Origin of the sequence: Microbulbifer sp. NBRC 101763 (assembly GCF_040371615.1) — a bacterium.
GTDB classification, from domain to species: Bacteria; Pseudomonadota; Gammaproteobacteria; order Pseudomonadales; family Cellvibrionaceae; genus Microbulbifer; species Microbulbifer variabilis.
Genome location: NZ_BAABQV010000003.1, coordinates 142713 through 162762, shown reverse-complemented (window position 1 = coordinate 162762; position 20050 = coordinate 142713). Strand labels below are relative to the sequence as shown.

Sequence of the window (20050 nt, the reverse complement as noted above, 5' to 3'; positions counted from 1 at the left end):
ACCTGCTTGGCCTATGGGGCACCACTGTATAGTAAGTACCCCTGAATTACCCCATAAAAGAATACGCTCATCACAACACTACTTGGAACATAGTAACGAGCGTTATTTACCGGTAGAGTCGCAGCCAATAATGCTGAGCAAACCGATGAAATCACAGCAACCCCATACCAATTTCCCTTTAACCCCGGTGAAACCACCCATAGAACATATGCCATGGGAATCAAGCTTGACGCAAAAAGACAAGCCGTAAATTTCCACAGATATACACTTAATTTTTGGCCTTTGTGAATTCGGTTCAATTTCCAGCCCTATAACGCCCTGCATAATCGGCAGGCTGCGCGAAGCCTGGGCTGTCCGGTGGAAGCCACGTAGTGTCTGGAGCGAGGTTGATGCACTTGTTATGCATAGTCTGTCCACCGTCGTTGTTTACCAACCTTTTGCTTGTGCTCAGGATTATTATCAATAAATTCGGAGATGTCAGATTTACTTTTAGGTAGTGCCGGATCACTGTGATAGCCGCTACCCACAAAACGAAACCCAGCTTCCCATAATCTCTTTGCTGCTTCCCAAGCAGAAGAATCTGCTTTTGATGGTGCTGCAAAATTACGCCCCATGAATGCCATGCGATGACCGCAATTTGGGCACGCATGGATCATATCCGAATCTGGCTGATGAGCCGAGCCAGACGACGTACCTTCAATTGCTCGCCGCTTAAATGCAACTTGGCAATCAAAGCATGCAAACTTATGTAGGAACTCAGTCATAGTGCATAACGCCCAACACAGCGGCTAGAAAAGCTACAAGTAATTGCGAAACAATTTGAGTGACTGGTTTGACAGTCCGTTGCTGCTGCTTGTTAGGGCTACCATGCTAATTACTCTTGGGGGATTGGCAAACCATGTTGTTTTAGAAAAGAAAGCTTATCCCAATACCCTCTTTGAAATACGATCTTTCCATATTGGACTTGAAAGAAACCACATCCACGCAAACCTAGAGGGTCTTTCCATTCTAAAATTGCCCAATCTCCATCTTGAAAGATATGCTCTACAATGCAGACCATTTCTGCCGAGGTAAATTCTTCTTCAAATCTAGCTCGAATTGCTTCTTTGCCAACCACCTTATCATTAGCTACTTGATGGTTAATCGCATTATCAGAATAGAGGCTCACTATCTGATCTACATCAGCTTTATTAAAGGCTTCTACCCAAGCTTGAACAACTTCTTTTGGCTCCATAACTCGAATCCTCTTAGGACCTAACGCCGCAAACAGCGGCAGATTTGAAGCAGCGAAGCTGCTGAAAAACTGTCCAGCCCATGTAGTGGGCGGTGCTGCTTTGCTTTGTTATGCAATGCTGGCATTGTTACTACTCTATTATTTGGCTTACGCTACTTGGATCAACTCCACACTCTTTGAGCCACGATGCCATTTCTGACAAGCTAATTGAGTGTTTTGTGGACGCTCCGCCGCTATAGTCCTCAAAATAGTAGCCTGAGCTATTGTGCCCCTCGTAGATTGTTTTTATACCTTTGCAATCTGCAAGAAACTCCCGTTTAAACGCATTCTTTCCCATTGGAGGCTTAGTTTGTGACTGCGTTGTACAACCCGCTTGCACAAGAATAAGGAATATTAAAATAAATATCGGGACTTTCTTCACTCGTTTTCCTTGTGAGCATAACGCCTAGCACACGGGCGGCCGAAGCAAAGCGTAGGCCGTCCAGCCCACATATTTTGTGGGCAATCGTGCTGCTTTTTGTTATGCATTAGCCTCTCCGCCAGTCTTTAATAGTTGCAATAAGTAGGGCTATGAAAATTACTAGAAGGAAAAAGGCAACACCATAGCCCACGGCACCATCTACTTTAGCTCCTTTGGCCTCCCAATGCCCATAGGTTATAAGCTGATATAGCATTGCAAAAGATATGAAGCCACTAGTAAATACAGCTAGTAACGTATGCCGCAAATTGAAAAGCTTTTTCCCAAAAGCAAGCTCCCCCCATGAAGGAGTCTCGATTTTTCTATCGAGGCCTTTTCGACGCCATCGGCGGTCTTTGAGATTAGACATAGTTTTATTCATAACAGTGTATTCAAAAGAAGCTGCATCATATCACCTGTCAACATATCCCTAGAGTGGGAGGTCACTCTTATCAGGAAAAAGCAGATAAATCAGTACGTTAGCTATTACCGGTGAGAAATTGCTCTATTGGATATGCTGCGGCCGCAATATATTTTGTTCATTTGATCACAAGTGTAAACCATTAAGAATCAGCAAGTTAGGTTATATGTTGCTGTGGATATGTGAAGCTGCTCTTGATCATTGGTGGTGAAATTACAATAAATTGTCAGAGGTTGAGCTGAATCTAAGGAGAGTATAAAAGGTGTGATAGATGATATCCGCTCAAATGATCTGCTAAAGCAGAGTGCTTTATTAATATTCGGGGCCAAAGTATTCGAAAATAGTTACCACCGTACCGGTACCAGATAACCTTACCTTAAACGCTTGATGAAAACAGCATTGCCTTCGCTAATTGGGTAACCCCTAAAAATTCACAGCAATAATCTAAAAGCCTGCAAGATACTCAGGCTATCGAGAGACCATTCCCATCGATACAGGGAAGGAGTTTCTATTGGCGGTATTGATGATCTATTGTTTCTTGAATTTAATATGAGAGTCAGTGAAGAGTACTCATCCATTCTCCCTTTTCTATAGGCAACTGATAGTTTCCACAGTGTGAGCACACGAAAATATAGGCACAAAAATGATCTTATTGGATTTTATTCAGTTTGTTTTAGTGTCAAAGCTGCGTAAAATCGATAGATATTTATTGGTATTTTGGCCGGAATTGGGTGGCCTTTTGAAGGCCGATGGCCAAAGACCAAAGGGATTCGAGAGAATCAAGACATCTAAGAGTTTTCTAAAGAACCATCTTCTCAAAGGAGAACGGTAACGTGACGTAAGAGACAGTAAAAGGCGCTGACCCAAGGTGCAGCAACACCCGGGGCCAGCTGACCAAATTGATAAACCACCTATCAAAATGGCTATATGGATCATACGCTAGAAACCCGCTCGTCTTCAATAAAGTGGAGTACATCCAGCGGCTTGGAGCGATTCCCCAAGCTCTGGGAGCGTATTGCCTGCCTTTTCTTCTTCTATGCCTACCGTTCCCGCGCACCACCCTTATTTCCTCAAGACATTACTTTCTCAGCCTTCCATGTAGGAAGGTCTACCCATGGTTTGAGTATCATTTGGAAATAAGTATGTTGATCTTAAAACGTCGGACAGGTGAAAATTTAAGGATTGGAGCTGATGTCTCAGTTACAGTTTTGGAGGTTAAGGGAAATCAGGTAAAGATAGGAATACAGGCCCCCAAATCTTTACCTGTTCACCGTGAGGAAGTATATATACGTGCGAAAAAGAAACGTACGCTGGGAAATGGGAGTCTATAATAACCAAAAATGTGATCGTGACTATGTAGCTACCAGTGTATCTGCGTCAAAGCTATCGCGAAGTTGTGGTTTTGACGTAGGGTGCCTAAGCATTAATCCAATCTATGCTCTTCAAGCTTAGTCTTTGCACACTTAAAATATAGGGCGTTCATATTTGAATATATTTCTGATTCAAGTTCTACAGCGTATTCTAACCAGCCATCAAAGTGCTCAGACCAGTCCTGTTCTTCTTTCTCTATATAACTGATTAAAGTATTTCGAAGTCCTGATAATCCTCTTATGGAAGAATACGCTACCTGCATACTGTCAAATAATACACTATCTAATTTTGCTACATCTGTTAGAATTTTTTCATATATTTTATCATGAATATCAACCAAAACATGACCATTGGAGAAACCGTCATACTCTGAATTTTTATTGCACCGGTATAAGACCCGTCCATCATGTGTGTAAACAAGGTGGAACGTTGTAGCAGGATATAAACTTCTATATTTATTTACTTGTTTGAGAGTTTTAAATATTACTTTATGAGTCCAGTAGTTTCTCTCGAGCTCCTCGGAAAGAAGGCTTTTAAATGCTCTTGTTTCTCTATTTCTAGATCTTTTTTTCTTTATAATATCCACTATCTCTCTAATTAAAAACAGCGAAATGGCGGCAATGACTGTTATAGGGAGAAATTTATTAAGTAATTCCATTTTTTATTTTCTTGACGCTTTAATTTTCCGTTAAGTTCGAGCCACTCCGATGAGGTACAAATGGCAGTAATAGTTTTTACTGCCCATTTTTATATCTCATTTTTTACACGTTCCCATTCCCTTTTCAAAATTTCTCTTGAGGTGGATATTACATCAATGTGAATGTTTTGAAATTTGTTACTGTTTTCTGATGATGGAGAAGAGCTGAGAAGGTTTACCATGTCATGGACTCGTTTAAGTAAGTAGGCATGGTCTGGCTCAGCAATATTCAGGTAGAGCTCAAGTTTATGGACTAATTCTGTGATGTGAAGATATTCGCTGTCCTCACGATCTTCATAGCCAGATGTCCAATAGTGTAAAGATTTTCCGGTAATCTCAGCAATAAGATTACGTAAATTGTCGATCCAAGCTTGACGAATCGGAGCTATGATTTGTTTGTTTGAAACTCGTGCTGATGCTTTATTTTTCTCAGTTGCGACTATATATGTAACTACAGGACCCACGAAAACCGCCAGTCCAGCAACGATCAGGGATGCTAATGGAACAATGTTTGATAAAGAAATGTTCACCTGAACTACCTACTAAATGTAACCCTAAAATCAACGGCTTATCCGTTGTGATGATTTGTTAAAGCTATGCTCTATTTAAATCGATCATACGCATTTTATATACTGCCCCAGGAATCAATTCTCTTTTGCCCTCAACATACCTAAAACAATCTAGGTTCTGCATTTTATATGATGGATATCTTATCGAATTTACATAAATAAATACGGTGTCCCGACTTTGGAAATTCACTGATATGTCCGGATCTCTGACCTTTGCTATTCATCTGAATAAATACCCCAAAATTTCAAAAGAATCATTTCCTTCTCTCATTCCATTCTTTCTTGATTTATTTGCAGTCTGTAAATTTCTTTTTTTTATTCTTTAAGCTCGCTACTCAACTTGTTCATATGTTCGAATAGATCAATCTTTTCCTTTTTAATATATTCCATTGCTTTTACATAATCAAAAGGTAATTTGTCAATTTTATCACGCCCCCGGTGTATTCTTCATCTAGATATCTGGGGCGTTCGACAAAACCTGCCTTCATTTTGATAAGTTTTTTGTAAAAGCATATGAATTATCATGAAAACGGTTACTTGTATCTGTGATCTTGAAGTAAAATGCCAAAGAAAGTCCAATAGGAAAGAAAGCAACTAGCATTGAAAGAAGACCAGTAAGTCCAACATCCTTGATTTCAAAAATTAGATTCATACTTAGCATTTTGAAGGAAGTGATCCCGGAAAAAATCAATATAATTAAATCTCTAACATTCTTTAATGTTGGCAATGATTTAGTTTAACCTTTATAGCTTTGATCCATTCCATATAGTCCTATTTATAGTTTCCTTCGGTTCGCTTGGATAAAAAACAGAAGTTACTGCTTAATTTCACATATTCAGAATATCCAAGTACAAAGTAATAGGAGGTTATTCTAGCGGGGAAAATATCAATCAACATGTTGGTTGGCATTGATGTAAAATAATTCTGCAGAAAACATAGTGATTATATATTATTGTTTCCTTGCTATAGATTACAAGTGATACTTAATAAGTTATCAAACACTTTAATCTCTATATGGAGAAGCACTTGATCCAAGGTGTTTATACTATAAGAATTCGTCGAGTGGAGTGTGCTTGAGAAAATAAATGATAACTTTATGGATTATCATCTCAAAATTACTAGCTGATGCAGAGTGCTTTATAGGCATCCTGGGTCAGCATCTGTATAAATAGATAATAGTTCCGTTAGCTCTAACCTCAACCACTAGACGAAAACAACGCTGCGACCGCCAATAAAGTAGCCACCCAAATCCCACAAAGAATCTTCCAAAACAAAGAGGCATCCCCTTTCTCAGCAGGATCTTCCCTTAGGTAATCCGGGTTGGGGTTAGCCAGATCGCGCATAAATTCCGTTAGGGTGGAATAGCGCTGTTCCAGGTCGATACTGCATCCACGTTCCAGGGCGCGGTCGAACCAGATGGGGACTAGGGGATTAAACTGGCTGGCGGTGCGGTAGCGCAAGCGTTCGAAGTCGGCGTGGGAGCGGCAGTTTTCTATTTCCTCGCCGTAGGGCAGTTCGCCGGTAAATATTTCGTAGGCAATGGTGGCGAGAGCATAGACATCGCCGCGAATACCGCTGTTGTGCCCAAGGATATAGTGGGGGTCGGAGTAGCTGGCGGTGCCTAGCGCTTCCGGGTGCTCCAGGGGGCGGAAAATCTCGGCGCTGCCGGCGACATAGACTGAGCCGAAGTCGATAATTTTTACCCGCCCGTCGCCGTCGATCATGATATTGGCCGGGCGCAAATCCTGGTGAATGGTTTCCTGATCGTGGAAGGCCTGTAGTCCGGTGGCAATCTCCTTAAGGATACGAAACGCTTCCGCCGGTTTGGGAAAGCGGTTGTTGGTGATCCACTGCTCCAGGGTGCTGCCCTGCACATACTCCATCAGGTAATAGAGCGCGGTTCGCGGGCGGGTCTGGCGGTGCAGGCGCACTACCTGAGGGCTGCGAATACGCAGGCCTATCCACTCTTCCTGAATAAAGCGGTCGATATAGTGGATATCGTCCTCGTAATTTACCGAGGGGGTTTTCATTACCAGGATTTCCCCGGTGGCACTGTCGCGCACCAGGTACAGTTGGCTGCGCTGGGAGGAGAACAGCTCCCGCTCTACCTGGTAACCATCCAATACCATGCCCGGTTCCAACTCTGGCGGGAAGGGCAGGCGGGTAAGCTGGCGGCTGTAGTCGTCCAGGGTGGTTTGTGGCAATGCTTTTACCTTTACCACTAATGCGGAGAGGTTATCGTCACTGCCGTTTTCCTCGGCGAGGCGCACCAGGGTTTCCGCTGTTTCCTGTTCACTTAGTTGGGTATCTGCCAGCAGCTCGCGCAGCAAATCCTGTTTGATAAAGTCGTGCACCCCGTCGCTGGTAATCAGCAGCACATCGTCCTTAGCCAGGCTGAGCTGGCCGTAATCCACTTGCAGGCCGGTATCCATTCCCAGCGCGCGGGATAGCATCTGTTGGCGGTGGGCCAGGGTGATGTTGTGGTCCCGGGTGAGGCATTTGAGGTTGTCACCGCGCAGGTGATAGATACGGCTGTCACCGATATGAAAATAATGGGCAGTGCGGGATTTAAAAATCAGGGCAGAGAAGGTGCAGAGGAAGCCCTTTTCCTGTTGGGGAAAGTCATGGCTCTTGCGGTATAGCTTGCTGTTAATGGAGGCGAGGATTTTCTGTCCGGCGTGGGCGACAGACCAGGTATCCGGCACCTTGTAATAGTCCCGCACAAACTGTTCGGTGGCGGTTTGGCTGGCTTGGGCACCGGCTTCGGCAGAGCTGACTCCATCGGCCAGTGCGGCGACTGCGCCCAGGTATTCCTGTAAGTGCGGGCTGGCTGGCCAGTGATAGATTGCCGCGTCTTCGTTCTGCGGTTTGATGCCGGCACTGGTGCAGAGGCCATGGCTCAATCGCGGTGTCTGGGCTTCGGGGTTTGCCTCGGTTTCTGTTTGCACCCCGGAATTGGTTTCGCTCACAGCTCTCTCCACTCTCTTTTCGTCCCCTCAGACCAACGGCGAAAAACAAAGAAGGGCCATTGGCCCTCCTTTGCGTTTGTTGCTTGATAACTGCTTTCCGATCACTCCACGCTGATCAGCTGCACCGTGCCATCCGGTAGCACTTCGGCGATATTGCCTTTGGGCTCCTCCAGGAACAGGCAGGCGAAGAAGATCACCGCTGCTGCGCCGCAGATAATCAGGAAGAACTGGCTGTAGCTGACATAGGACAGGGCGGTAAGGAAAGTAACCGCACCCACGTTGCCGTAGGCTCCGGCCATACCGGCGATCTGCCCGGTCATGCGACGCTTCACCAGGGGTACGACGGCGAATACGGCACCCTCACCGGCCTGCACGAAGAAAGAGCAGCACATGGTGGCAACTACCGCAGCGGGTATCCACCAGCCGCCGTTGATCTGGCTCAGTACAAAGTAACCCACTGCCAGGCCGCCGATCAGGAACATCAGGCTGCGGCGGCGTCCCAGTTTGTCAGAGAAGTATCCACCGGTTGGGCGAGCCACCAGGTTCATAAAGGCGAAGCCAGAGGCGAGCAGGCCGGCCTTCACCGGGCTCAATCCTTCAAAGGTTTCCAGGAAGAACAGGGGCAGCATAGAAACCACGGCAAGCTCTGAGCCGAAGGTGACGAAGTAGGCCAGGTCGAGGATGGCTACCTGCTTGAAGTTGTATTTCTCCAGCTCGGGCACACCTTCGCGCAGGTGGTCTTTGTTTACATTCCAGATCATGCGGGTCTGAAAGGCGAATAGGGCTACCAGCAGTCCCCACATTGCGTAAGTGGCATTCTGGCTCAGCAGGGCTACGCCGCTGGGAGACAGTTTGTAAGCCAGCGCTGCCAGTGCCAGGTACATGGGCACATTCATCAGCAGGTAGAAGTAGAAATCCCGCTTGCTGGTCACTTCCAGGCCGCCGCTTTTCTTCGGCTTGAAGTAAGTGGAGCCTTTAGGGGTGTTGCGGGCAACGCGGTAGTAGATGATGCCGTACAGGCCGGCGATGATGCCGGTGAGGCCCAGGGCATAGCGCCAGCCGTCTTCACCGCCGAACAGCAGGGCGATGGTGGGTAGGGTCATGGCACCGGCAGCAGAACCGAAATTCCCCCAGCCGCCGTAAACACCTTCTGCCAGGCCAACTTGTTTGGCTGGGAACCATTCACCGACCATGCGGATACCAATTACAAAGCCGGCACCCACAAATCCCAGCAGGAAGCGGAACAGGGCCAGGGATTCATAACTGTCTGCCGTGGCGAAGCCCAAACAGATTAAAGATGAGGTCATCAGCAGCCCGCTGTACACCAGGCGCGGCCCCAATTTATCCACCAGCATACCGATAATGATACGAGCGGGGATGGTGAGTGCCACATTGAGGATTAACAGGGCTTTTACTTGCTGGCTGGTGAGGTCGAACGCTTCCTTGATAAAGACCATCAGCGGAGCGTGGGAGAACCACACCACGAAAGTCAGGAAAAACGCAAACCAGGTAACGTGCAGCGTCTTTATTTTGGGATCGCCCCAATTAAATAAATTGAGGCCGCTGGATTGACTCATGACTATTTTCTCCGGCTTCTCAGAAATTTAGAGGTGGATAGGGTCATGGCCGATAGTATTTGAGCAGCGCTACAGGAAAAGCGCGCAAAAGGGGTAGTCAGGATAGGGGCTGATATCCGAATAGTATGGAGTAACCCCTTTGGATTAGTCCTGTGGAGTGGCGAGCATCGTGAATATCTTGCTAACTACCCCATGGTGAGTAGTAGCGAAAAATTGTCTTATCACCGAAAGGTTTTTGGGAGTAATTGTCGGCCTTAGGGTTTTTGTGCATCTTGCAAGCAGGTGGCTTCGAACAATCATGCAAACGTTACTGTATTTTTACTGCTTCTGTCTGTGAAGGGAGTAACTACCGTTCGGGGTATCGGCGTGATGGCCAAATATATTTTCCGAAAAATTGAAAAAATTGGGAGAAAACTGCCGTGCAATATACACAGCAACTCGCCGGACGTGCGCTGATATTTGCCTCGGCCATGTTTGCCGCAAACTTTTCTGTTTGGACACTCTATGCAGTGCTCGGAGTGGAAATCGGCGAGCAGCTGGATCTCTCAGCTACAGAATACGGCATCTTGCTGGCCGCGCCGATCTTAAGCGGTGCGCTACTGCGTTTTCCCGCCGGGTTGTTGGTGGAATATTTCTCTGCAAAAAAACTCATCCTCTTGCAAATGCTATTACTGCTGCCGGTACTTTTACTCTTGCCCTATATCGAGAGTTACGGTGCGCACCTCCTGGCCGGTTTGTGGTTGGGGATTTCCGGAGTCTCCTTCGTGTTGGGTATTCGCTATATCAACCCATGGTTCGAAAGGAGGCAGCAGGGCACGGCAATGGGCATTTTTGGTGCAGGCAATGCTGGGGCAGCCATCACCCTGGCCCTGGCGCCAGCGATCCAAAATTGGCTGGGGCGTGAATGGATCGGGCCGATTTACGGTATTGGTATAGTGATCATGATGGTGCTATTCGAATTTTGTGCACCTGAAGAAACCCGCTATATGCGCAGCCGCAGCAAGGTGGATATTCACAATCACCTAAGACCACTGATGCAGATCAAGGTATGGCGCTATGGGCTCTATTACTATTTTGTCTTCGGCAGCTTTCTCGCACTTTTACTGTGGCTGCCGAATTACTACCTGGCGGTGTACGAAGTGAGTACACAGGTGGCGATGGCTCTGACACTGCTGTTTGTGGCCCTGTCCAGTTCACTGCGTGCCCTGGGTGGCTGGTTTGCAGATCGCTATGGTGCGCGCACGGTGAATTGGAGTGTTTTCTGGACTTGTCTGGTATGCCTTTTTTTCCTCAGTTACCCCCCAACCAGTATGACGATTCATGGGGTGGAACGGGATGTGCATCTAAATATCGAGGTGGGCATTGAGTTGTTTACCTTGTTGTTGCTGGTGATTGGCATTGCCCAGGGGTTTGGTCGCGCCTCGGTATACAAGGCGCTACACGATAATTTTCCGGCACATATGGGCAGTGTCGGTGGCACTGTAGCCACAATCGGTGCGCTGGGTGGTTTTACCCTGCCAGTGCTGTTTGGTATCGCACAGGATTTAGTGGGTATTCACAGTGCTGCGTTTATGTTGCTCTATGGTGTGCTGGCAGTTTGTATGTTGGTAATGTACCTGGCAATCCAGAGAGAGCATCATCAACAGCGTTTGGCTTTCGCTCGGCAAAATAATTTTTTGCATGAGGATGCGAGTAACTCTGCGGCTTTGCCAGATAGGTAGTACCCACTACCAAAATGGAATTATGTGTGCGTAGAAGGTAGGGGGTAATGATTTTTTCTGTTGAAAAAAACTGTGGTTTCAACCACGTCTGAAAAATTGTAATTTGTCACTGTTCACTCCGTTGTTGCAAAGGAAAAGCGTAATGACCATTTCCAGATTCCCCAAAATATTCGGTGCTTTACTGTTGGGTGCCTGCAGCACTGTCGCATTGCAGGCCGCTGCGCAGGATGGTGAAAATGCCACTCTTGTCGACGCGCTAAAATCCGGTGAGGTCGGGTTGAATCTGCGCTATCGCGTGGAGATCGTCGACCAGGAAGATTATGACCAGGATGGTATTAATGGAGACGCAACCGCGTCCACTTTGAGAACCCGCCTCAACTGGCGCAGCGGCAGCTACCGCGGCTTCAGCGGTTTCCTAGAGATGGACGATGTTACTTCAGTCGGCAACGATAATTACAACTCTACCGTCAATGGTAAAACCAATTACCCGGTTGTGGCTGATCCAGATGGTACCGAGGTTAACCAGGCCTATATCCGCTATAACGGTGAAAATTCCGTAGTCACTGCCGGTCGTCAGCGTATTAACCTGGATGGCCAGCGTTTTGTCGGTGGTGTTGGCTGGAGGCAGAACGAGCAGACTTACGACGGCGTACGTTATCAGTATGGTAGCGCTGACAGTCTGCAGTTGGACTACAGCTATGTGTACAACGTAAACCGGATTTTTGGTGAAGATAGCGCCGGTGCTGAATTTGAAGGCAATATCCAGCTATTCCATGCCAGCTACCCGGTGGCTGAAAACCACAAAGTCAGCGGTTTCGTTTACAACCTGGATTTAGAGAATTTCGTTGAAAATGCCAGCCGCACTTATGGGGTGGACTACAAAGGGAATTTCGGCCCTGTAAAAGCCAATCTGAGTTATGCACGCCAGAACGATATTGGAGATAACACCTTCGATTACAGTGCGGACTACTACCTGGCAGAAGTGGGTACCGACCTGGGCCCGGTCACTGCGAAACTCGGTTATGAAGTATTGGGTTCCGATAATGGTGTCGGTTTCAGAACGCCTCTGGCTACCCTGCATAAATTCCAGGGCTACACCGACCAGTTCCTGACAACCCCTGGTGATGGCATAGAGGATATGTACATCAGCGGCGCTATGAAAATAGCCGGCGGTAACTTGAATATGGCCTATCACAATTTTGATGCGAATGAAGGTTCCGCAAATTATGGCCATGAGTGGAATATCAGCTACGGGCGCAAGCTGACAGAGGAAATTTCTGCACTGGTGAAATACGCCTCTTATCAGGCTGACGACCACAAGGTGGATACCGACAAGTTCTGGTTAATGGTGACCGCCAATTTCTAATTAAATAAAGCAGCTCCATAGCGAGGCCCCCGGCTCCGGCCGGGGTTTTCCCTGTAAAAACCGATCAATTTCTGTAGAGGAATTTTTCGGTTTTTAGTAATTCTGCCCACTGAATTTCCATTTTGTGATGTTATTTCCCTTAACGGTTGGCATCACTGTGAGTACCTAAGGAGTACCACCTTTGCCCCAAGCATAAATTAACCAGCTTGATACACTGACATCAGTTTAAACACCGAGTCCTGCTACCTAAACAGCGCTGATTTTTATTGTCGCTGCAAGGTGCCGGGACCGTGGCCGTACCGGCCACCAGGGTCTAGCGGGAAACTGCGCGGCCTCCCGACATTGGAAAGGCGTTTAATGTTACAAGACAATTTTGGCCGTAGGTTTTATTACCTGCGCCTGTCCGTGACGGACATCTGCAACTACCGCTGCAACTATTGCCTGCCCGAGGGCATCGGTTGCGGACGTTCCCTGGAAGGGGAAAATCCTCTCTCAGTGGCTGAGGTGGGCACATTGGTGCGCGCTTTCGCTTCCCTGGGTACGGAAAAGGTACGCCTTACCGGCGGGGAGCCCTCCCTGCGCAAAGACCTGGTGCCACTGCTCGAAGCCGTGCGCGCTAGCGATAAGATTCGCCGCTTGGCCATCACCACCAACGGTTACCGCCTGCCCAGTCAGATTGACGACTGGCACCGCGCCGGCCTGGATCAGGTGAATGTCAGTATCGACAGCCTCGACCCGGCTCAATTCCACCATATCACCGGGCACAATCGCCTGGATAAAGCCTTAGCCGGCCTGGATCGCGCCCTGGCCTTGGGTGTCGATACCAAGGTCAACGCAGTGCTGATGCGCCAGTACAACCTGGCTGAGCTGGATAATTTCCTCGCCTGGGTTCGCGAGACTCCGGTGACCCTGCGTTTTATTGAATTGATGCGCACCGGCGATAACCGCGAGTTCTTCGCCAGCAACCATGTCTCCGGCGGCGATATAGAAACCCTGTTGCTGCGGGAAGGTTGGGAGCAGGTTATCCGCACCCGCGATGCCGGCCCGGCGCGGGAGTATTTCCACCCGGATTACGCCGGCCGTATCGGCCTGATTACCCCTTACGGCAAAGACTTCTGTGCAAGCTGCAACCGCCTGCGGGTATCGGCCCAGGGCAAGTTGCACCTATGCCTGTTCGCCGACCAGGGCTTTGATATGCGCGAAATCATCGCCGATGGTGATAGCGAGGCGCTGGCAGCCCATATCCGTGAGTTGATAGTGGATAAGACTGCAGGCCACCAGCTGCACGAAGGTTTTACCGGCGCTACCCGCAACCTGGCGATGCTGGGGGGCTAGGGTTATGGCCAGGGCTTTCGTTGGCAAATCGACAATCGGCGTGGTGCTGGCCGGCGGCCGTTCCAGCCGGATGGGCCGTGACAAGGCCCTGCTGGCCCACCCCCAACGGGGCAATTTTTTGCAGCATGCTGAGGCATTGCTGAGTGAGCTTCCGCTGGAAAAAGTCGTCACCAGCGGCGCCCGCCCCGGAGCGATTGAAGACCTGGTGCCAGAGCGGGGCCCACTGGGCGGCCTTTATTCGGTAGCCCTGGCAACCGGTGCCGATGCGGCCCTGGTGATCCCGGTAGATATGCCCCTGCTCGGGCGTGAGCACCTCGCAGAGTTATTGGCTGAAGGGCAGGCAAGTGGCCGGCCCTGTTATTTTGAAAACTTCTTTTTTCCCCTGTGGCTGCCTTTAAATGGCGACTGCCTGGATTATTTGCGCCGTGCCGTTGAGGGCAGTGCACGCAATTCTGTCGGCGCGCTGCTGCGTCACCTGGGGGCCAAATCCATACCCATAAAAAGTGCCGGCGATTGGCATCGCAATATCAATACGCCGGCAGATTATCTCGGCTTGAGTACGCCGGATAAAACTCCAGAAAACAGTTTTTTGAGAGACCACTGATTATGTCCGCACACGCTAGCAAAGAATTTGTACCGCTCAACATTGCGGTACTTACCGTATCCGATACCCGCAACGAGCAGACTGATACTTCTGGCCAGTACTTGGTGGAAGTCCTTAAAACTGCCGGCCATCAGCTTGCGGATAAGCGCATTACCCCGGACGATGTTTACCAGATGCGCGCGGTGGTCTCCGCCTGGATTGCCGATCCCAAAGTGCAGGTGGTGTTGGTGACCGGCGGTACCGGTTTTACCGAGCGCGACTCCACACCGGAGGCTCTGAGTCCGCTGTTCGATAAAACCGTCGACGGCTTTGGCGAGCTGTTCCGCCATATTTCCCTGGGGGATATCGGCAGCTCCACCGTGCAATCCCGCGCGCTCGCCGGCCTCGCGAATCGCACGCTGATATGTTGTATGCCCGGTTCCACCGGAGCCTGCCGCACGGCTTGGGAAGGCATATTGCTGGAGCAGCTGGATGCCCGCCACAAGCCCTGTAACTTTATCCCCCATGTGCGCTTTACCAGCGCGCCCTGCGAGAGCCGGGGGTAATTTGTGAGCCAGTTAACCCACTTAAACCAGCGCGGCGAAGCCAGCATGGTGGATGTTACCGAGAAGGACATCACTGACCGCAGCGCCCTGGCCGAGAGCAGCATCTGTATGAGTGCAGAGGCTTTTGCACTGCTGAGCGAGGGGGCGCACAAGAAAGGCGACGTCTTGTCTGTAGCTCGCATCGCCGGTATCCAGGCTGCCAAGAAAACCTCGGATTTAATTCCCCTGTGCCATCCACTGGCACTAACCAAGGTAGCGGTGGATTTCGAATTACAGCCGGAAAAACACAGTGTGCATATCACTGCTTTCTGCCGCCTGGCCGGGCGCACCGGGGTGGAAATGGAAGCGTTAACGGCGGCTTCGGTAGCGGCGCTGACCATTTACGATATGTGCAAAGCCGTGGACCCGGCGATGGAAATCGGCCCGACCCGCCTGCTACAAAAAACCGGCGGTAAGCGCGGCCACTGGCGCGGCGATGCTGCGGACAAGGCGTAACAATTTCAGAGGTGTAAAGCGATGGTAAAGGTTCTGTTTTTCGCGCGTTTGCGCCAGCAATTGGGCATGGGCGAGACTACCCTGGAGGACTTTTCCGGCAGTCTCAGCGAGTTGCGCAAAACCCTATGTGAACAGCACCCGGATTGGAGCCCGCACCTGCAAAGAGACGATATCCGTATGGCCTTGAACCAGGAGCTGGCAGAAACTGGAGCCCAGGTGAAGGCTGGGGATGAAGTTGCATTTTTCCCGCCGGTTACCGGCGGCTAGTGGTGCCAATATGAAAGCCGTTGATCGTATTGAAGTCTGTGAAACGCCCCTCGACGTAGCGGCTGAATATACCGCGCTGCAAGGGAACAGTGGTGATGGTGCCTGCGCCCTGTTTGTGGGTTCGGTGCGGGACTTCAATGCGGGCAGTGATGTCTGCGGCCTGGCCCTGGAACACTATCCGGGCATGACGGAAAAAAGCCTGCAACAGATTATCAATGATGCCCGCGATCGCTGGTCTTTGGGTCGTGTGACTATCGTCCACCGTGTTGGCCCCATGCAGATCAACGACGAGATTGTTTTTGTCGGCGTTACCAGCCCCCACCGCCAGGCTGCCTTTGCCGCCTGCCAATACATCATGGATCGCCTCAAAACGGAGGCGCCTTTCTGGAAGCGCGAAGCGGTTGCGGATGAGTCCGGTAAGCCTTCAGAGCGCTGGGTTGAAGCCCGGGCCAGCGATGCTGCGGAGATGGAAAAGTGGTCCGTCGGCTGAGCCCGCTGCTATCCGCTTTACTGGTGGCCATCGCGCTACCGGTTAATGCGGATAACTGCACCTTGCGGGTGGCGGTAGCGGCCAGCTTTCGCCCGGCACTGGAAGAGGTACTGCCGGAATTTGAGCGTCGCCATGCCTGTGTGGTGCAAATCAGCAGTGGCAGCTCCGGGGTGCTCTACCAACAAATAGCGCACCGCGCGCCCTTCGATTTATTCCTGTCCGCCGATCGCGAGCGTCCCGAACTGTTGGAAAAGCAGGGTGGGGCACTGGGTAGCAGTCGCCAGACTTACGCCCTGGGTTTACTGGCTCTCTGGCACCCAAAATCGGAATCCAATATCAAGCAGCTACTGCAAACCTGGCCCGATAAAATTGTATTAGCCGATCCGAAAGTAGCGCCCTTCGGCAGTGCCGCCCAGCAAGCGCTGCAAAGCCTGAATTTGTGGAAGAAAAAACAAACTCAATTAGCCCGGGCCCACAATGCAGGCCAAGCCTATTTAATGCTGGATTCTGGCAATGCGCAGCTGGGCTTTGTCGCCGCCAGCCAGATGCAAGCGGCCGGCCGCAATAATTACTGGTTGCTGCCGCAGCATTTGTACAAACCCATTGAACAGCAGCTGCTGATTCCCACCCAGAGTCGCCGACCTAAAGAGGCACAATCCCTCGCTAACTATTTGCGTTCAGGGGAAGTGCAGGCGCAACTACAGCACTTGGGTTACGGTGTTTTGCCCACTCAATATCAAAGTAGAGATCGAGGGAGTGGCTTATGAATATCGCCGCTGCCGACTGGCAGGCCCTGTGGCTAACTTTAAAATTGGCCGGCTTAACCACCTTACTCCTGTTTATTATCGGCGTGCCCTTGGCCTGGAAATTGAGCCAATGGCAGAGCCGCTGGCGCCACGGTATCGAGGTATTAATTACCCTGCCGCTGGTACTGCCACCCACGGTTTTGGGCTTTTATTTACTGCTTTTATTTTCCCCCAACTATGCCCCCGGGCAGTGGCTGTCACAACTTTTTGATGGCCCGCTGGTGTTTTCCTTCACTGGCCTGGTGTTTGCGTCAGTGATTTATTCCCTGCCGTTTATGGTGCAGCCGTTGCTAGCCGCGTTTAATGCCAATGGCCAGCGATTGACCCAGGCTGCCGTAGCACTGGGTATTCCGCCCTGGGCGGCATTATTAAAAGTTCTTTTACCGGCGAGTCGTGCCGCTATTGTGAGTGCCTGTGCTTTAACGTTTGCCCATACCCTGGGTGAGTTCGGGGTAGTGCTGATGATTGGTGGCGCTATTCCCGGTGAGACCCAGGTGGTTTCTATCGCTCTTTATCAACATGTGGAGGCGATGGAATACGGTGCGGCGCATCGTCTGGCTTTGATATTGATGGGGATTACTACCGTACTGCTACTCGCTGCCCGTTGGCTGGGACATAGTCTGGCCCCGCGCGGATCAAGTAGCGAGCGCGCTAAACCGGTAATGGGGGTGCTGGGTTAATGGAAATCACCTTACCCCTATTCGGTACTGCGTCTACCATTTCTGATTCCACCGGATTGAGTGTTACAGGGCTGGTGACTCCGCTTAATGCTGCGGCTCCCTGGCAATTAGAGCTGACTGCCTCTGGGATTTTTGGTCTTACCGGCCCCTCCGGCAGCGGCAAGAGTACATTGTTGGCTGCCCTGGCTGGCCAGCGCCATTGCCGTGGCAATATCACTTTTGCCAATACAGTCTGGCAGCGCGGACGCCGCGCCCTGGCTACCCACAAAAGAACGCTTTCTTTGGGCTTTCAGGACAGCCGCCTGTTTGCCGGCCAGTCGGTGGCAGATAACCTGGCACTGGCCCGCCGTTACAGCCGCAGGCCACTGCCTATGGAGGAGTGTGATCGGCTGTTAAAGGCTTTTGGTATTGAACCGCTACTCCATCAGCCGGTGGAGCTATTGTCTGGTGGAGAAGCCCAGCGAGTGGCTGTATTACGCCAGCTTTTTAACAACGCGCCGCTGCAATTATTTGATGAGCCGCTTTCAGCGGTTGACCGCGCCCGGGTACTGCGGCGCCTATTGCCGACCCTACGGGATTTCTGGGCCCGATATTCGGCGCTTGTGATCTGGACCAGTCATGACTTTGATGAAATCCAGCTGCTGGCCCAGCGCTGTTTGTGGATGGATTCTGCCAATTTGTCCGCACCACTTCCTCTACCTGAAGTTGCCCAGCGCCTGGATAGCCACGGTGTAGGGGATAGTTGTCGGAGCCGGATTGAAGCGCGAGTGGAATCCCTAAACGATGGTCTGCTGACTTTGGATTTAGGGGGGATTTCTATCTTTGCAGATAGGGTGGCAGGCCATTATCGCAAAGGCGATACTGCCGCTTTTCTGCTGGAAGCTGGAGATATCAGCCTCAGTGTAGAGAAGCCGGGCCTTTCCAGTATCCTCAATTGCCTGCCGGTAACTTTAGTTGCTAAACAGAACCTTACCGATGGCCGCATACGCTTACAGTTAGCCGCTGCTGATCAGGTGTTCTACGCAGATATTTCCCGCCTCTCCTGCGAGCGCCTAAAACTATGCGAAGGTACTACCTACTTTGCCCAGTTTAAGGCCGGTAGTCTTGCCGGTTTGTAAGTAGTTCCAGCGCAATTTCTGAAAGCGCATCTCTTCGATCCCTAAAACCCCAGCAATTTTTTTGCTAAGTTTGAACGCTAGCTAATAATTGGTGCTCCTATGGGCGTTGTGTTGGGAATTTCCCTCTTTAACGAGGGCGATAAATTTTACCGGGAACAAGCACAGGTCGAGGGCTTACCTGTAGCGAAAGCTGTGACCATTGAGGATCTACACCCGGTACTTATTCGCTGCATAGAAGAAGGTGGGCACAACTATCGAGTAAGACGCCTGGAATCGGGTGAGCTGGAAATTGCCGAGCTACTTGAGGATTGTGAGCCCTACCGGGTCGATGCTTTCCGCTATCAGCTTCGCCGAAAGGGCGACGCTATCGTTATCCACTCTACTTACAAAGATGATGCCCTGTACTTTCATCTGGCTTGCCGCGCAGTCAGTGGGCAGAGAGTTAAGATAGATTTCCACGGCGAGCACCCGTTTTATAACTATGACTCCATAGCGGAATACCAGGGTGGTGGTAACTATCATCTGGCCAATTTCTTTGACCTTCAATATTTGCCCGGTTATATCGAAGAGCACTGCCGGCGATTTATTCACTGCCCGGAGTACTGGTCCTTTACCTTCTTTATCCCGCATTTGGGCAAGGTAGAGCTGAATAACCACACCTCCGATCCAGAGCAGCCTCTCTACCACCTCGATTTCTATTGCCCGGAGCGCAAGCTAAAAATCTTCCAGTCGGCAACGGAGAGAGAGGGTTCTTACTATTTTCGCGATGCCATCTCGGCAGAAAAGCTGGTGCAATTGCTTGAAGCCATGGCGACTGAACTGCTGCCAGAGCTGCAAAAAGCCGATGTTACGTCTTGCTTGAGCTGCTTTGAGGCTATCCACCAGGCTTACAGTGAAATTGAGAGCACTATTGAGACGGATGACAGTCTTGCCTCAGTTGCGGAGGATCTTATTGGGTACCAGCAGAATATCCGTGGCAGACCTGTCCAATACGAAGTCACTGAAAATGCAAATGGGTCTATTACTGTGCAGGGCTACTATTTTCAGCCGTCCGTAGGTTACAACTATACGGTCAGTGCTGAGGATATCGCCGGGGGCCATATCTATCTGGATAAGCTGCACGATTTAGATTTTTATGAGCAGATGTGCAGAGCTATTGCCAGGCATCTATGCCCGACGATGCCGACCGTTGAAGATTTGGATGAAGTGACAATTTATTATCATCGGGATTCAGATAAAAAGCTGATTGCCAGCTTACTTGAAGGCTCGGATATAACGCCGATATTGATTCAGGTGAAATAAAAAAGGGGAGGTAAAACCTCCCCGAA

The 20050-nt window shown here is 50.0% G+C and carries 20 protein-coding genes and 1 riboswitch; of the genes, 13 read left to right on the top strand and 7 right to left on the bottom strand.

Annotation, left to right across the window (positions count from 1 at the left end):
- Positions 1-398: 398 nt before the first annotated feature.
- The 3 genes from ABWV76_RS08845 to ABWV76_RS08835 form a co-directional block, all read right to left on the bottom strand.
- Positions 399-764: a hypothetical protein gene (locus tag ABWV76_RS08845; protein WP_282951944.1), complete on the bottom strand. Its 366-nt coding sequence runs from the start codon at positions 762-764 to the stop codon at positions 399-401.
- 110 nt (positions 765-874) lie between these two features.
- Positions 875-1234 (bottom strand): nuclear transport factor 2 family protein, encoded by a 360-nt coding sequence (locus ABWV76_RS08840; protein ID WP_353375787.1) that lies wholly within the window; start codon positions 1232-1234, stop codon positions 875-877.
- A gap of 527 nt (positions 1235-1761) precedes the next feature.
- On the bottom strand, positions 1762-2061 hold the full coding sequence (locus tag ABWV76_RS08835) for a hypothetical protein (protein WP_353375786.1): 300 nt from the start codon (positions 2059-2061) through the stop codon (positions 1762-1764).
- A 1193-nt stretch (positions 2062-3254) separates the two neighbouring features.
- On the opposite strand from ABWV76_RS08835, the gene csrA reads away from it, so the two are divergent.
- Complete coding sequence (gene csrA / locus ABWV76_RS08830) at positions 3255-3443, top strand: carbon storage regulator CsrA (RefSeq protein ID WP_353375785.1); 189 nt, start codon at positions 3255-3257, stop codon at positions 3441-3443.
- Positions 3444-3535: 92 nt separating this feature from the next.
- Here csrA and ABWV76_RS08825 read toward each other — a convergent pair whose 3' ends face one another.
- The 4 genes from ABWV76_RS08825 to ABWV76_RS08810 form a co-directional block, all read right to left on the bottom strand.
- Positions 3536-4141, bottom strand: coding sequence for a hypothetical protein (locus ABWV76_RS08825; RefSeq protein ID WP_353375784.1), 606 nt, complete (start codon positions 4139-4141; stop codon positions 3536-3538).
- An 89-nt stretch (positions 4142-4230) separates the two neighbouring features.
- Positions 4231-4710, bottom strand: coding sequence for a hypothetical protein (locus tag ABWV76_RS08820; protein WP_353375783.1), 480 nt, complete (start codon positions 4708-4710; stop codon positions 4231-4233).
- Positions 4711-5945: 1235 nt separating this feature from the next.
- On the bottom strand, positions 5946-7718 hold the full coding sequence (locus ABWV76_RS08815) for a bifunctional protein-serine/threonine kinase/phosphatase (protein ID WP_353375782.1): 1773 nt from the start codon (positions 7716-7718) through the stop codon (positions 5946-5948).
- Between the two features lie 101 nt (positions 7719-7819).
- The gene (locus ABWV76_RS08810) at positions 7820-9295 is read right to left on the bottom strand and encodes a NarK family nitrate/nitrite MFS transporter (RefSeq protein ID WP_020413728.1); all 1476 of its coding nucleotides are present in this window, start codon (positions 9293-9295) and stop codon (positions 7820-7822) included.
- Between the two features lie 419 nt (positions 9296-9714).
- On the opposite strand from ABWV76_RS08810, the gene ABWV76_RS08805 reads away from it, so the two are divergent.
- The 12 genes from ABWV76_RS08805 to ABWV76_RS08750 all read left to right on the top strand — a co-directional run bounded on the left by ABWV76_RS08805 (position 9715) and on the right by ABWV76_RS08750 (position 20024).
- On the top strand, positions 9715-11016 hold the full coding sequence (locus ABWV76_RS08805; protein ID WP_020413727.1) for an MFS transporter: 1302 nt from the start codon (positions 9715-9717) through the stop codon (positions 11014-11016).
- Between the two features lie 142 nt (positions 11017-11158).
- Complete coding sequence (locus ABWV76_RS08800; RefSeq protein ID WP_020413726.1) at positions 11159-12382, top strand: alginate export family protein; 1224 nt, start codon at positions 11159-11161, stop codon at positions 12380-12382.
- Between the two features lie 218 nt (positions 12383-12600).
- A riboswitch (molybdenum cofactor riboswitch) is annotated at positions 12601-12751 on the top strand.
- Positions 12740-13717 (top strand): GTP 3',8-cyclase MoaA, encoded by a 978-nt coding sequence (moaA, locus tag ABWV76_RS08795; RefSeq protein ID WP_353375781.1) that lies wholly within the window; start codon positions 12740-12742, stop codon positions 13715-13717. It overlaps the preceding riboswitch by 12 nt.
- Positions 13718-13721: 4 nt before the next feature.
- Entirely contained in the window at positions 13722-14321 is a 600-nt protein-coding gene (gene mobA, locus ABWV76_RS08790) for a molybdenum cofactor guanylyltransferase (RefSeq protein ID WP_353375780.1), read from the top strand.
- A gap of 2 nt (positions 14322-14323) precedes the next feature.
- Entirely contained in the window at positions 14324-14866 is a 543-nt protein-coding gene (moaB, locus tag ABWV76_RS08785) for a molybdenum cofactor biosynthesis protein B (RefSeq protein ID WP_353375779.1), read from the top strand.
- Between the two features lie 3 nt (positions 14867-14869).
- Complete coding sequence (gene moaC, locus ABWV76_RS08780) at positions 14870-15361, top strand: cyclic pyranopterin monophosphate synthase MoaC (protein ID WP_020413722.1); 492 nt, start codon at positions 14870-14872, stop codon at positions 15359-15361.
- Positions 15362-15382: 21 nt separating this feature from the next.
- Positions 15383-15628 (top strand): molybdopterin converting factor subunit 1, encoded by a 246-nt coding sequence (gene moaD, locus ABWV76_RS08775; RefSeq protein ID WP_282951930.1) that lies wholly within the window; start codon positions 15383-15385, stop codon positions 15626-15628.
- Positions 15629-15638: 10 nt separating this feature from the next.
- Positions 15639-16118: a molybdopterin synthase catalytic subunit MoaE gene (gene moaE, locus ABWV76_RS08770; protein WP_353375778.1), complete on the top strand. Its 480-nt coding sequence runs from the start codon at positions 15639-15641 to the stop codon at positions 16116-16118.
- The gene (gene modA / locus ABWV76_RS08765) at positions 16103-16885 is read left to right on the top strand and encodes a molybdate ABC transporter substrate-binding protein (RefSeq protein WP_353375777.1); all 783 of its coding nucleotides are present in this window, start codon (positions 16103-16105) and stop codon (positions 16883-16885) included. Before moaE ends, modA begins: the two co-directional genes overlap by 16 nt.
- Positions 16882-17604, top strand: coding sequence for a molybdate ABC transporter permease subunit (gene modB / locus ABWV76_RS08760; protein WP_353375776.1), 723 nt, complete (start codon positions 16882-16884; stop codon positions 17602-17604). The genes modA and modB overlap by 4 nt, the downstream gene beginning before the upstream one ends.
- A complete protein-coding gene (locus ABWV76_RS08755; protein WP_353375775.1) occupies positions 17604-18722 on the top strand; it encodes an ATP-binding cassette domain-containing protein in 1119 nt (372 codons plus the stop codon). Before modB ends, ABWV76_RS08755 begins: the two co-directional genes overlap by 1 nt.
- Positions 18723-18821: 99 nt before the next feature.
- Entirely contained in the window at positions 18822-20024 is a 1203-nt protein-coding gene (locus tag ABWV76_RS08750; RefSeq protein ID WP_353375774.1) for a hypothetical protein, read from the top strand.
- The last annotated feature ends 26 nt before the right edge of the window (positions 20025-20050 follow it).